Below are 14,224 nucleotides of genomic sequence, written 5' to 3'. Positions count from 1 at the left end.
GGTTAGTCGGTTAGTTACTCATGTAACTAACTATAGTACACGAGGGCAGCAAAGTAAATAGTCAAATGCCTACCCACCATTATTTTTTCCAAACTTAAACTGCTTCGCTTAGATCAACCCCAGAGTTTAGCTCTAGCTTAGCCCGTTGCTAAGCTAGCCAAGTTAAATCACATTCCCGATCTTAAGGGCGCTTTCCGCTTAGCCTGATTGAATTGGTTAATTAAACCGTCTAACACTACGGACTGCTGGATAACTTCAGGGTGCAGCAAATTCCCATATTTCATCTCAATCGTGTACAGCAACTCCCTAGCCGATTCAATCTGGACGATCAACGCAGTATGTTCCATAGTGTCCCCTCCTTTTGTCATATTTTAGCTGATTATGTCAATCGGTAGGACTATAGTCATATGACATTACTAATTTTTCCAAACTAAAAAACCCCTGAATAGGCTTCAGAGGCATCTTCCAATTCTGTTATGTTCTAAGTACCAAATCCATGATCAGCAGGTCTCGCTATTGAAGGGCTTGGAGCTTCGTTTCCAGAGGCAGGCTCAGGAGCAGGAATTACGATACTTACCCAAATGCTACATGTGGCTATCAGCAAAGCCAACGTTCTCTTCATTGAGTTTCTGCACCTCACTAATTATAATTTTGTACTGCTGTTTAGCGGTGTCTGTCGCAAAATCCCTGTATTGCTCAAACAGCCCGACACCTCTAAGCATAGCCCGACCACTACAAATTTCAAGTGAAAATTTCAGACTATTTATGACAAAATCAAGCCCTTTTTGAAACTCATCTCTCTTCAGATAATATGCTCCCAAATCAGCTAAAAGACGTACATATCGATCATCAGTAACTTGTTTGCTGACCTTTCCTATTCGATTGCTCTGTTCCTGGTATGTGAAGTAGGATTCGTACTGTTCTAACACAAAATCGATATTTCCGTTATATCGATTGGCTGCTTTTACGATATCACACAGCGCTGGAAATATCTCATTCTCTCGCGTTGATATATAATTCAAATAATCAGGCAATACTTCAAATTGCCCTGCCATCAAACGATAAATATAGCGGTTCGCCTCAGCCCATTCCTGAAACTGAGTGATGACTAATGCTTCCTCGTCGTTGCACTCTTTTACCCAATTATTTACCGCGTAGAGCGACACGTACTCAAGCGCCTGATCGTAATCTTTGAGATGATAACAGGCACTACCTGCCGCTAGATATGAATATAAGATATAAAATATGATAGGACGCTTGGTCTCTTCTGGTTTCTTCCTACCATTCAATTCATAATGAATCGTTGCTTTTACCCTTAACTTCTCTGATAGCTCTTGTACCTTGTTCCAACGGTGTAGTGCACCGAACGCATTAATAAGCTCATTCAAGGCATCCAACTGATAACGTTCATCCAGACGATCTACATAGTATTCAAACTGTGCTGCAATGATCAGATTCCGTTGCTGATCCTTAGAGAGACCAAGCTTGAACAGTCGGTATTGGCATAAAGCTAACCGCTCCGAGTGCTGCATTTTCTCACTCTCGGCAATCGTTTCGTATAAAAGGATCGCGGGTTCGAATTTGCCATCACGATAGAATTCTTCTGCCACTTCAAACAACAAGGGAATATAGGATAGATTATCCATCATTAAACGGATAACCTCTTCAATACAATTTAATTTGCCCAAATCGGCACATCGATGGAGGAATGGCCCTAGTCTCCGCCAGTCAGGAGTCGCATGCACAAAACACTCATCTATGTATAGTTCATAGAAATGACCTTCTCCTAATCTCATAGCCGCAGTAATTCGATCCAATTGCTGCATAGCAATCGGGCGATTTTTATTAAGAATGTTACTTAGCGTACCTGAATTAATGCCTGACGTGTCTGAAAAGAAGCTAATCGACATCTGCTCACGCTTGAGATAACTCTCCAAATGATCACGTATCGTGGTTGTGGACTGCAAACGAACACCACCCTCCAAAATAAAAAAACATAAACGAATGAATCCACTTCATCCCTTTAATGAAAAGAATTCCAGTTTGACGATATTTTTAAAATAATTATATGTATTTATTAAGTATGGGTCAATAAAATAATTTGAACTAATTTGTATTAATTACAATTTAATCCTTTTTATTTATGTCTCACGATTTCTTCTCTTTTATACTAAAGCCATCGTTTCCACTAGTTTCAAAACAGCATAAAAACACGAGCGAAGATCCACCCGTGTTCTCATGACTATCTCTAAGAGATTATTATTTCTACGTTGCTAGACTTATGGCAATACATTCCCAGCAGCACGATAGATGTCGTACCACTCTTGACGAGTAAGATGTACATCCGACGCTTTAACACAGTCTTGCAGACGCTCAATATTCATTGTGCCTGTCACAGGTTGCATCTGTGCTGGATGACGGAGCAACCAAGCGATTGCAATCGTTGTGTTGCTCACTTCATACTTCGCTGCAATCTCGTCGATCTTCGCATTCAACTCAGGGAACTTGTCGCTACCCAAGAACACCCCTTCGAAGAATCCATATTGGAAAGGAGACCATGGCTGAATCGTGATATCATGCAGACGGCAATAATCCAAGATACTGCCATCACGGTTAATTGCAGCTTCGTTCTCCATGTTAACATTGATTCCACTGTCAATCATCGTTGTATTCGTGATACTCATCTGGAGCTGATTCGCGACCAGTGGCTGTTTAACATACTTTTTGAGCAATTCAATCTGGTTTGGATTCTGGTTAGATACCCCGAAGTGACGAACTTTACCTTCGCGCTCCAACAGGTCAAAGGCTTCTGCCACCTCTTCCGGCTCAACAAGCGTATCTGGACGGTGCAACAACAATACATCCAGATAGTCCGTTTTCAGACGCTGCAAAATACCATCGACTGAATTCAAAATGTGCTCTTTCGAGAAATCAAACATCCCCTTGCGAATCCCGCATTTGGATTGCAGAATGATGTTCTCCCGAACTTGAGGGCTCATCTGCACAGCATCCGCAAAGATCTCCTCACATTTCCCTGTTCCATAAATGTCGGCGTGATCGAAGAAATTCGCTCCAATCTCCATTGCAGAACGAACAAAATGCTCCGCTTCCTTACCGTCCAATGTATTAATCCGCATGCAGCCAACCGCTACAACCGGTACCTCCAGCGAGCTACTGCCAAGTTTAATTGTTCTCAAGATGATTCCCCTCCATATTCGGATATGTGTTTAGTTGTAGTGCTACAATCATCGTCGATGGTACTTGTCTTCCGTCTATGATTGTGACATACATCTGCAATCGGTTTCAATGGGTTTTTAGAATTCTTCTATGGAAAAATGACCGTTTGTGACAAACATGAAGCACTCCGCGGTTAATCCTAATCTTCATCAGCTTGTACTTCTTCTGGAACAATCACCTTCATATACTGAGGAAGAACTTGAATCTGGATTGGCAGCGGCGGCCCTTCCTCTCCATCCACATTGGTTCCAATCGGTTCATTGGATGTCACACGCACGTCTTTTGCAGTAAAATACTCCACGTCTTTATGGTCTTTCAGGCTACCGAACAATAAGGATGTCCCCAAAGTCAGCGTGTTAAATATGTTCATGTTCCTAATCACAAAACAATGAATGACGCCATCATCCACCACCGCATCTGGAGACAGCTTCTCAAACCCACCCACGGAATTCGTTAACGCAGCGAGGAATAAGGGAGAGTCACCCTCCCAGATCTGACCGTCATGTTCAATGGTGAGCCGGTTCGCAGGCGTATTCACCAAGTCCTTCAGCCCTTCCTTCAGGTAGGCAAATGAACCCAGCTTTGATTTTTCTTCGGATGAAACAGAGGACAACGCTTCGGCTAGCGAACCTGCTGCTACAACATTAGCAAACAGACGCCCATTCATATTCCCGACATCCACCGCACGCACATGATTGGAACTCAGCCCGCGAATAGCTTCTTCCGGATCAAGAGGGATATGAAGTGCTCGCGCAAAATCATTGACCGTACCCAAGGGCACGATGCCAAGCGTAGGACGGTGATCCTGATCCATCATGCCGTTAATCGTCTCATGCAGCGTTCCATCCCCTCCAATTGAAATAACGAGATCACATCTGTTTTTACATGCATCTAGACAGAAGTTGGTCGCATCTCCTTCTTGAGCCGTTTCGTTGACAACAACCTCATACTGCTGTGATGCCAAAATTCTTTTGACCTGGGATACATACTGCTGAGCCTGTTCTTTACCGGACGATGGATTACTGATAATCATGGCTTGACGCATACTCGCACCTTCTCCTCCAAATGGCGTATTTACCTATCTATACCCCTTCTTAACGTGCATTGAATTACAATAGAAGAAGGCATTTAAATTTTTTGGCGCAAAGATGCTCAGAAGTGTGCAGTGTACGGTTTATTCATATAAAATAGAACTAGAGTTATTGGCTTATTCTGAATAGGGTGTTCCTTTTTTCATATGATGGGTTAATAACTAGGGATGTGTGCATCCTGATCTTTCTATACCATGACGATAAGGCTCGAACTACATAGAAGTTGTGCAAACGAATGGCGCATCATCAATTCATAGAATCGGAGGGAATCGTTGTAATGAGAAGAGTGGCTCTACTCGTTCTACTATTTATCCTAAGTATTGGCTCAGCCGGGCAAGCTTTGGCTTACCCAACCGGCGTATCGGGTGACAGACTCATCGAAGATCCTGCACTGGAGGATGGCTTGAAGCTTATTTTGAACAAACCGCTGGATGCTCCGCTGACTGTATCTGATCTGCAGCAACTCACCGTCGTAGATCTGAGCAATGCGGGCATTCAAAGTCTAGCCGGACTTGAACAAGCGTCTAACCTGACACATCTCCGACTGTACGGCAACGAGATTGAATCGCTGACACCACTAACACATCTGACCCAACTTCGGGAAATTGATGTACGGAACAATTACATTACATCTATTGATGCACTTGCTCATCTGAAAGATCTCGGACGACTCTTGGTTAGCAATAATTCAATTTCTTCTATTGATGTTATTGATCAATTCACCCGGCTACATACGTTTTTTGCTAGCGGTAACCAGCTTACAGATATTACGCCGCTGACGGATCTGGCTGATCTAACTTGGGTTGAGCTGGCCAACAATAAGATTACGGACATCTCTCCACTTGCACATTCCACCAAGCTGCAGCAGTTAAATGTAGCGAACAATCGAATTCAGCATCTGGACGATCTCGCTGATCTGCCTGACACCCTCCGCAAACTCAATGTGGCGGGAAATGAAATTTCAGACCTAACGCCTATTGAACATATGACAGGGCTTCGGACGCTCGATATTAGCGGCAACCAGATCCAGCATCTGCATGCTATTGCAGGTATGCGCCATCTAACCGAGTTGAACGCTGAATCGAATCAAATCTATGACCTAGAACCGCTAGCGTCATTGACGCAGCTCAAGTCTCTTCAACTAGCTAATAATCGGGTGTGGGATCTAAGCCCAATCGCAGGGCTTTCGTTTACTCGCGGAGATGCTACGAACACCATCACGGATATCACGGCTTCGGTATCTTTTGGTGCGAACATGCAGACGTCGATCAATGAGAGTGAACTCGGAGGGCTAACGGTACAGAATAACTATTTGGACGTGACGAGTGGCAGTAACACGATGCGCTTGCTGAACCAGATGAATGTACGGGAGCAGAAACGGACCCCTCAGGGCAGCTTCCAACGCTTGGTTGAAGGTTCTACGACAGCTTATGTGGGGGATCGGGCATATGCCCTGGATGCGGCACCTTTTATTGATGAAGGTCGGACTTATGTTCCTTTGCGCTTTATCTCCGAGCAGTTAAACGCCCATGTGGACTGGAATGCGGCAGCGCATGAGGTTACGATTACGCAGAACGATCAGACCATTCACTGGAATGCTGACAACAAGCAGGTGCGAGTCAATGATCAACTAATGATGAATGATGCACCTCTGTTAATGAGAAACGGAAAAGCCTTCGTGCCTGTGCGGTTTATCTCTGAGCAACTGGATACGACCGTCGGCTACATCGCCAGCAGCAAAACGATCCTGATCTTCCAGAATAAGCAACCATTGATTAGAGAATAGTCTCACCCTTAAATGCACTCATATATATGATATTTTGGCTAAATACCAAATTCGACGCGGAGATGCCGCCAAGCATCCTTCGTTATCAAAAGCGTATTTTTTGAAGATCTCTAAAAGGCTGTCCCTCAGTACCGTTCGCTCGTATGAACTATACAGGGAAGGCCTTTTTCAATTATTCAAAAAAATGAATTCCTCCAACGGTCTGTCTATACTCACTCGGACTCATGCCTGTCCAACGTCTGAATTGCCGACTGAAATGAGCAAGAGAAGAATATCCCAGCATCGTGGCGATCCGAGTCAGACTCAGGTCGGGCTGATGAATGAGCTGCTTGGCTTCATGAAGCTTCAGTTCAGACAAATACTTACGCGGAGAGATACCGTACACCTTCTGAAACGTCTCCAGCGCGTACCCTGTACTGATCTGCAGTGAGGATGCAATTTCTTCAATTCGAATAACCTTTTCCCCTAATCCACCATCCCGAATGTGATCCACATTAAACTGGCTTTTAATCGCTTCGGCAATCAGCTTCGCATAGTGAGCTACCGTCGGAGAGACAGCCTCCTTGGCACGTGAAGAGCTTCGCTCTGCTAAGACCGCCAGAATCTCTAGCAAGCCTGCCTGCATACGAAACAGATCGGGCGTTGTATATTCTTCGTTGCGGTTAAGTAGCTCTACCCACTTCAGCATGATGTCCTTAATGCGCTGATTATCTTCGCTACCATTTGGAAATAACCATTGTACATGCTGACTCATCTCCTGCCGAAATAACACCTCGTCCACATTGAAATGAGCAATAAAGTAGGTTAATCCTTGTTCCTGGTTACATTCATTCGTATGTCTACAGCCTGGTGGAATAAGCAGAATATCCCCTTGATGCAGCTCGTAATGGATATTCTCCATACTCGTCGTCTGCACCCCTTCCAGAATAAGAATCAACTCAAAAGCCAGATGAGATTCCGTCGGTACACGCCAGCCTTGCTTCACCTGCTGCATATGCGCACCAAATAGCTTCACATTCCAATCGGTAGCGGGTAGCCAGCGACTCTCTCTCGATAAATAGGAACGATATTGTTCTGGAATAATCATGAATTCCACCACCTTGGATTAGGGCAAATTTTACGCGGATCAGTGTATCTTCATTTCGTAGAAGACTTGTTATACTGACTGTACTGTACACCATAACCGAGGTTTAGGCGAGGAGGAAAATTAGATGTCACTAACGATACAAGGATACTCCACAACACCTGATACAGCATGGAGAGAGATCTCTTTTATACCGTCAAAAGAAAGCGCTAACTTAACACTGAGTGGTGCTGAGCACCAGCTTGTGGAGGGATTCGGTGGATGTTTCAATGAACTGGGTTATATTGCCCTATCCCACCTGGATGATGAACAGCGGCGTGAAGTATTTCATTCCCTTTTCCACCCCGAAGGTGAACATAAATTCAACATCTGCCGACTCCCGATTGGGGCAAGTGATTATGCAGAGCAATGGTATAGCCACAACGAGGTTGATGGGGACGTGGCAATGGAGCATTTTTCGATTGAACGTGACTTCAAATATCTCATTCCGTACATCAAGGAAGCCCTGACGTATAATCCGAACTTACAACTCTTCGCCTCCCCTTGGAGTCCGCCAACCTGGATGAAGACACCCAAAGCGTATAACTATGGCACACTGCGCTGGGAGAAGGAGATTCTGGAAGCCTATGCTCTGTATTTCGTAAAATTCGTACAGGCTTACCAAGAGGCGGGTATTACGATTCATCAGGTTCATGTTCAGAATGAGGTCATTGCGGATCAGAAATTCCCTTCCTGCATGTGGACAGGCGAGCAGCTTCGTGAATTTATCGCTGATTATCTTGGCCCTGCTTTTGACAAACACGGCTTGGATACGGAAATCTGGTTAGGCACGATCAACGCACCCGATCCATGGGAAGAATTGATGAAGAAGAAAACGAATGATTTCGACGAATATGCCGGGCTTGTTCTCAGCGACCCTAAAGCATACGCCTATATTAAGGGTATCGGATACCAATGGGCTGGTAAAAATGCGATTCAACGTACCGTCGCAAGCTATCCCGAGCTTCGTTATATGCAGACCGAGAATGAGTGTGGTGACGGGAACAACTCCTGGAACTATGCGAAATATGTATTCAATCTATACCAGCATTATTTCAGCAACGGGGTGAACGCATACATCTACTGGAATATGGTGCTTGAACCGAAGGGCCGCAGCACTTGGGGATGGGAGCAGAACTCCATGATTACAGTGAATCCGGAACTGAAGGAACTCACTCGCAATCCGGAGTACTATGTAATGAAGCATTTTGCTCATCAAGTGGCACCAGGTGCCCGGAGACTAGGATTGTCTGGAGCTTGGGCTGGTAAAGCCGTCGCTTTCCGCAATGAGGATGGTCGTCTAGTCATTGTCATCAACAATCCCTTCAAGGATAAGCGTGAGCTTCATCTTGCCTATGAAGAACAGACACTAACGTTTGAGCTGGAAGCTGACTCCTTCAATAGCATTGTGATTGGGTAACCATTAATCGAGTAATCGATAATCGTTGGACACTTCAAAAGCTGAACACTCTCATAAATATATAAGATAAACGAATTGGAGCCTTCATCTTGTGGAATCAAGATAAGGCTCCTTCTCCCTTGGTATCTGAATCACCTTTGGGCAATCTTTACGTTGTCTTAGAGGTAGTAGATCGATTCAATAAAATTAGGCCTTATCCATACGATGGCTTAAGGGTTATTCGCCAGGTAGTTTCTCAACCACTGCAAAGCCGGGCGCTCCGTACCATTGCTATTCACCAAGTGAGATCCGTTTACCCACGTCTGTCCTTGATTATATCCCCACAGCGTAATACCCTTCACGCCTGAATGCTTCCAGAGGATCGGGAATTTCTGCTGATAGCGTTGCAATTGCGTGTTGTCGTCACCCGTCATATCCAGCTCAGACACATAAATTGGCAACCCTGTTGCCGCTAGCTTGTTCAGAACAGTTGTCATGGTGCTAGTCGATACCGTATCCATATTGAAATAATGCCCTTGAATACCGATGCCATCGATCAGTCCTCTATTTTTCAAAAGGTTGATAATCTGAATATATTGGTCTGCTTTGTTCGGATCATTAATGATGCCATATTCGTTGATGAGCAGCTTGGAATTAGGGAAGGCTTGTCTCGCCTGCTCGAACGACCAGATCACCCAATCCCACCCGGTAGCTCCATCCCCACCAATCGCGTTGCGATACGAAGGCTTCGCATGTAACGGTTCATTCACCACGTCCACAAAAGCGGCTTTGGAATAACGTTGACCCGCTGCCTTGATCCATTGGAGAACTTCGGCTCTCTGATCGGCGGCCGAGAGACCACTAACCCAGCCAGGCTCCTGACTCCCCCAGACGAGCGTATGGAATTTGAATGGGAAGCCATTGTTATTCGCGTAGTTATAAGCCATATCTGCCTGAGACCAGTTCATTGAATTACGAGTTCCCTCTACAGCACCCCATTTAGTAGAATTTTCGGGTGTCACCTGATTCCAGTAAGGGCTGAAGTTGGAGGGAATGCTGCTTGCGATAATGTTTCCAAGAAACTTACTTCCTTTTGCCAGACCAGCACTCACACTACCGACCGCTACGGACGTAGCCAACACACCTACTAATGCGAGCGTGCCCACTGTCTTGAACCACTTGGATTTAAACATGTTATTCCTCCTTGGTTTATTTAATGTTAAGCGCTTACAAAATCATCTTACTGGATAAATTTGGTTCAAAACACCTATAAACTATACTATTTACTTCAAAAAGTATATCGTTTACCACTAACGGTGATCAGGCTCACTTATCCCAAATCGAACATAATTGTTACATACGGGTTTACATTCCCTTAATGTTTATCTAGTATAAAATGACACATATCTTTACATACACTAGATAACAAGGGAGATTACAACATGCGCAAATTTTCAACGAAAGGTTTCGCCGGATGGTCTTTATCCTTCCTCTTATGTACCTCCATTTTGTTCGCTCCATTCACTTCAGCCCCGGCTGAAGCAGCCGAATCAGCAAAAGAAACCAAAATTACGTTGCTCGGCACATCCGATATTCATGGGCGTTTCATGCCATGGGACTACGCTCTGGACGGTCCAAATCCAACAGGGAGCATGACACAGCTCTATACCATCGTTAAAAAAGTACGAGCTGAGAATCCTAATACGATTCTGCTAGATGCAGGAGATATGATTCAGGATAACTCGGCTGAGCTCTTCAACGATCAACCGCAATCTCCCATGATGGTTGCAATGAACGAGATGAAATATGACGCATGGGTCATGGGCAATCATGAATTCAACTTTGGTCTGGATGTGTTGGAGAAGATTTCTTCCCAATTCAACGGACAACCTCTTGTAGGTAACATTTTCAAAGAAAACGGCGACCGCTACATGCCTGCCTATACGATTATTGAGAAGGATGGCATTAAAGTCGGTGTCATTGGAATGAACACACCGATGATTACTGAGTTTGAGAAAGGCACCGATCACCTAGATGGCATTATTGTTAAAGATCCTGTCGAAGAGACCAAAAAGGCCATTGCTGAGCTTAAAGGCAAAGTAGATGTCATGGTTGGACTTATGCATATGGGTCTCGACAACGAGAACGGCAATCCGGGAACCGGGGTAACCGATATCGCGAATGCGAACCCCGAGCTGGCAGCTATTTTTGCCGGGCACATGCATACTTTAATTGAATCACAAACGGTAAACGGCGTATTGATCTCCGAACCGAACAAATACGGATCCCATATCTCACGAATCGACCTGACTTTTGAGAAAGACGGCGACAACGTAGTTTTGAAAAGCAAAGAGGCTCAAGCACTGGCTGTAAAAGCAGCAGATGGTACCTATGAGGTATCCGATGCAGGACTTGAAGAGACACTGCACCCGTTCCACGAGTTCGCTCGTGCAGATGCTAACATCGAAGTCGCTGAATTGAAAGGAACCAACCTGGTACCTGCCGATGAGATCAAAGGCATTCCTGCTGTGCAGATTCAGGAGACCCCTCTATCCGACTTCTTCACCGAAGTTATGATTCATTACAGCGATGCCGATGTGGTCGCACACCAGATTGATAACGACAAAGCCAAGCTAGATATTGGCCCGATCAAGAAAAAAGACATCGCCTTCAACTATCAATACACCTTCGGTGAAGTCACTGTGTATGAAGTAACGGGACGTGATCTGAAGGATTACATGGAGTGGTCTGTAGGGTACTTTAACTCGACGCGCCCAGGGGATGTAACGATTAGCTTTGATCCGAAGCGCCGTGCTTCCAAGTACAGTACGAATGATTTCTTCGGCGGCGTAACCTATGAGATTGATCTCACCAAGCCATATGGTAGCCGGATTACGAACCTCAAATACAGCAATGGTGAAGCAATCAAAGAACAAGATGCGCTCAAGCTCGGCATGAATGCTTACCGGATGGAAGCGTTAATTGCGAAGGGAGGGGCACTGGAAGGACGTACGTTCAAGCAACTCTGGTCATCGAAGGATGCTTCGGCATACGGTGAGATTCAAGGTACTATCCGTAACCTGTCTATTGCCTACCTGAAAGATGTCATGAACGGTGTTTACGAACCGAAGATTCAGCATAACTGGACAATCACTGGTGTTGACCTCACTGCACCAGCACGTGCAGATGTTGTAGAGCTTATCAATGAGGGCGTAATGTCTGTGCCTAACACAGAAGATGGAAAATACACCAACATTGCCTCCATTAACATTCTGGATGCTGTGACGCAAGAAGAGATTGATGCCCTATCTGCCAAAGCAAACGTAGATGCAGCACAATTCTCAGGTGTAACAACCAAAGGTGAGTTCTATCAGAAGTTGAACGCAGCTCGTAAAGCGGCAGCAGGAAACGGTGAGGATACAACTACAACTACACCTGCACCTGAGAAGCCTGTTACACCAACGAAACCAAAGCCAACACCAGAACCAGCTAAACCAGGCAAACCTGCGACTACACCAGGCTCAACGAAACCAGACACGGTAAAAGACAACAAGGTTAAGCAAGCCAAAGTAACCGCCGCTTATCTGAATGTTCGCGCTGGTGCTTCATCCCAAGCCAAGATCGTCACGGCTGTACCTAAAGGAACCATTCTTGAAGTAATTAGCACAGAGAAATATGGCTGGTTGAAAGTGAAACTGAATGGACGTGTCGTTTATGTATACGGCAAGTATGTAAGTATAGTGAAGTAATCGTAAGGTCGTGGTGACAGTTTCCTGATGTGTCACTACAGATATAGTCTTGTACATCTAAGGAGATCCTCTGCCTGAGCAGGGGGTCTTCTTTCGTTTAATTTTTAACGATTACATCTGAATTACATCAAATATTCCGTTAACTATCCAACATATCGAGTATAATGAGAAGGTATACGCAAATAGTACGGTGTAATGCTAATACGTAGTATTCAAAACTAATGCAAAAGAGGTTAATCATGAGCAAGCAACAATTTAGTGAGTTTCAGCTTGGAGAAGAAATTGTACGAGCACTGGATAGCCTGGGCTATGAGACAGCAACTGAGGTTCAGTCCAAAGTCATTCCAGTCGCCCTAGAGAATAAAGATCTGGTCGTCAAATCCCAGACAGGTAGTGGCAAAACAGCTGCATACGGCATTCCGCTCTGCGAACAGGTGGATTGGAACGAGAATAAACCGCAAGCGTTAATTCTAACCCCTACCCGCGAGTTGGCTTTGCAGGTTACCGAAGACATCACCAACATCGGCCGTTTCAAACGCATCAAAGCAACGGCACTATACGGACAGTCCCCTTTCCATATCCAGAAGGCCGAGTTAAAACAACGGACTCATGTTGCTGTCGGCACACCAGGACGGGTATTGGATCATATCGAACGCGGAACGCTGCCACTGGATCGAATCGCCTATCTGGTCATTGATGAAGCTGATGAGATGCTGAATATGGGCTTCATTGAGACGGTGGGAGCTATTATTCAGGCGCTGCCACGGGAGCGTGTAACGATGCTCTTCTCCGCAACCTTCCCGGAAGATGTAGCCAATCTATCCCGTAAATACATGAAGGGTCCGGTGGAGATCGAGATCAAGGCAAGCGGACTGACAACTGCCACGATTGAACATGCCGTTATTCATACTTCTGAAGTGAACAAAACGGCGCTGCTACAAGACTTGTTCATCGTGGAGAACCCGGAGAGCTGTATCGTATTCTGCCGCACGCAGGAGAATGTAGACAAGCTGTTCCGCGTGATGGCTGATCTCGACTATCCAGCAGATCGCATCCATGGCGGCATGGAGCAGGATGAGCGAATTGAGGTCATGAATGCCTTCCGACGTGGACAATTCCGTTATTTAGTTGCGACGGATGTAGCTGCTCGGGGGATCGACATTACCAATATCACACATGTAATCAACTACGATATTCCGCTTGAAAAGGAAAGCTATGTTCACCGTACAGGCCGTACTGGGCGTGCAGGTCAGACGGGTAAAGCCTTTACCTTCATCACGCCGAAGGATGGCAGACGCCTCGCTGAGATTGAATCCTACATCGGATTCGAGATTCCTGTGATCAAGGCCCCTTCCGAAGATGCTGTGGATCGCCGCAGAGAAGAGTTCGAGAAGCGGCTTAAGATTGTACCTGAGCGCAAAAAGGACAAGCGCGAACAATTGAATCAGCAGATTATGAAACTGAACTTCAATGGAGGCAAGAAGAAGAAACTTCGTGCTGTCGACTTCGTTGGAACCATCGCCAAGCTTGAAGGCGTGGGCGCAGACGATATTGGCATCATTACCATTCAGGATAACGTAACCGATGTGGAGATTCTGAACGGTAAAGGGCCACTTGTGCTTGAAATGATGCAAAATACAACGATCAAAAAGATGCAGCTCAAGGTTCGTAAGGGGAAGAAGTAATAAAACCAAAATCATTAAACGGCCTATAGAATAGATATGAATTCACATAGGGATAGCGCGCTTGACACCAAGCCTGCTATCCCTATTGTTGTGTATTGGCCCATCTATACCCGCTCTGCCTGCTCGTTCTAGATAAAAGGCCGCTTTGTTCATC

10 protein-coding genes are annotated in these 14,224 nt (G+C 45.3%); 4 read left to right on the top strand and 6 right to left on the bottom strand.

Features of this window, described 5'->3' with window-relative positions:
- Window positions 1–167 precede the first annotated feature (167 nt).
- The 4 genes from M3636_RS15845 to M3636_RS15830 form a co-directional block, all read right to left on the bottom strand.
- Complete coding sequence (locus M3636_RS15845) at window positions 168–347, bottom strand: aspartyl-phosphate phosphatase Spo0E family protein (RefSeq protein ID WP_128104131.1); 180 nt, start codon at window positions 345–347, stop codon at window positions 168–170.
- A gap of 237 nt (window positions 348–584) precedes the next feature.
- Window positions 585–1,967 carry a transcriptional regulator gene (locus tag M3636_RS15840; RefSeq protein WP_174715321.1) on the bottom strand — a complete coding sequence of 461 codons (1,383 nt, stop codon included), beginning with the start codon at window positions 1,965–1,967 and terminating at the stop codon, window positions 585–587.
- A 312-nt stretch (window positions 1,968–2,279) separates the two neighbouring features.
- Window positions 2,280–3,197, bottom strand: a complete 918-nt coding sequence (locus tag M3636_RS15835; RefSeq protein ID WP_128104132.1) for an aldo/keto reductase — start codon at window positions 3,195–3,197, stop codon at window positions 2,280–2,282.
- A gap of 179 nt (window positions 3,198–3,376) precedes the next feature.
- On the bottom strand, window positions 3,377–4,282 hold the full coding sequence (locus M3636_RS15830; RefSeq protein ID WP_251383169.1) for a diacylglycerol/lipid kinase family protein: 906 nt from the start codon (window positions 4,280–4,282) through the stop codon (window positions 3,377–3,379).
- A 323-nt stretch (window positions 4,283–4,605) separates the two neighbouring features.
- Between M3636_RS15830 and M3636_RS15825 the strand changes: the two genes are divergently transcribed.
- A complete protein-coding gene (locus M3636_RS15825) occupies window positions 4,606–6,114 on the top strand; it encodes a leucine-rich repeat domain-containing protein (protein WP_251383168.1) in 1,509 nt (502 codons plus the stop codon).
- Between the two features lie 172 nt (window positions 6,115–6,286).
- On the opposite strand, the gene M3636_RS15820 is transcribed toward M3636_RS15825, so the two are convergent.
- Window positions 6,287–7,201, bottom strand: coding sequence for an AraC family transcriptional regulator (locus tag M3636_RS15820; RefSeq protein WP_251383167.1), 915 nt, complete (start codon window positions 7,199–7,201; stop codon window positions 6,287–6,289).
- 124 nt (window positions 7,202–7,325) lie between these two features.
- On the opposite strand from M3636_RS15820, the gene M3636_RS15815 reads away from it, so the two are divergent.
- A complete protein-coding gene (locus M3636_RS15815) occupies window positions 7,326–8,657 on the top strand; it encodes a glycoside hydrolase family 30 protein (RefSeq protein WP_251383166.1) in 1,332 nt (443 codons plus the stop codon).
- Between the two features lie 209 nt (window positions 8,658–8,866).
- On the opposite strand, the gene M3636_RS15810 is transcribed toward M3636_RS15815, so the two are convergent.
- Window positions 8,867–9,829, bottom strand: coding sequence for an endo-1,4-beta-xylanase (locus tag M3636_RS15810; RefSeq protein WP_128104137.1), 963 nt, complete (start codon window positions 9,827–9,829; stop codon window positions 8,867–8,869).
- Between the two features lie 249 nt (window positions 9,830–10,078).
- Between M3636_RS15810 and M3636_RS15805 the strand changes: the two genes are divergently transcribed.
- Window positions 10,079–12,385 (top strand): 5'-nucleotidase C-terminal domain-containing protein, encoded by a 2,307-nt coding sequence (locus tag M3636_RS15805; RefSeq protein ID WP_251383165.1) that lies wholly within the window; start codon window positions 10,079–10,081, stop codon window positions 12,383–12,385.
- 239 nt (window positions 12,386–12,624) lie between these two features.
- Window positions 12,625–14,070, top strand: coding sequence for a DEAD/DEAH box helicase (locus M3636_RS15800; RefSeq protein WP_251383164.1), 1,446 nt, complete (start codon window positions 12,625–12,627; stop codon window positions 14,068–14,070).
- The last annotated feature ends 154 nt before the right edge of the window (window positions 14,071–14,224 follow it).

The organism is Paenibacillus sp. MER 99-2, assembly GCF_023714095.1.
In the GTDB taxonomy this organism is placed as follows: Bacteria; Bacillota; Bacilli; order Paenibacillales; family Paenibacillaceae; genus Paenibacillus.
This window is presented reverse-complemented; position numbering and strand designations above follow the sequence as displayed.

Bases quoted from the DNA above. Each gene is read 5' to 3' on its own strand.
- M3636_RS15820 (WP_251383167.1), bottom strand. From the start codon at position 7,201: ATGATTATTCCAGAACAATATCGTTCCTATTTATCGAGAGAGAGTCGC.
- M3636_RS15815 (WP_251383166.1), top strand. From the start codon at position 7,326: ATGTCACTAACGATACAAGGATACTCCACAACACCTGATACAGCATGG.
- M3636_RS15830 (WP_251383169.1), bottom strand. From the start codon at position 4,282: ATGCGTCAAGCCATGATTATCAGTAATCCATCGTCCGGTAAAGAACAG.
- M3636_RS15825 (WP_251383168.1), top strand. From the start codon at position 4,606: ATGAGAAGAGTGGCTCTACTCGTTCTACTATTTATCCTAAGTATTGGC.
- M3636_RS15810 (WP_128104137.1), bottom strand. From the start codon at position 9,829: ATGTTTAAATCCAAGTGGTTCAAGACAGTGGGCACGCTCGCATTAGTA.
- M3636_RS15845 (WP_128104131.1), bottom strand. From the start codon at position 347: ATGGAACATACTGCGTTGATCGTCCAGATTGAATCGGCTAGGGAGTTG.
- M3636_RS15805 (WP_251383165.1), top strand. From the start codon at position 10,079: ATGCGCAAATTTTCAACGAAAGGTTTCGCCGGATGGTCTTTATCCTTC.
- M3636_RS15800 (WP_251383164.1), top strand. From the start codon at position 12,625: ATGAGCAAGCAACAATTTAGTGAGTTTCAGCTTGGAGAAGAAATTGTA.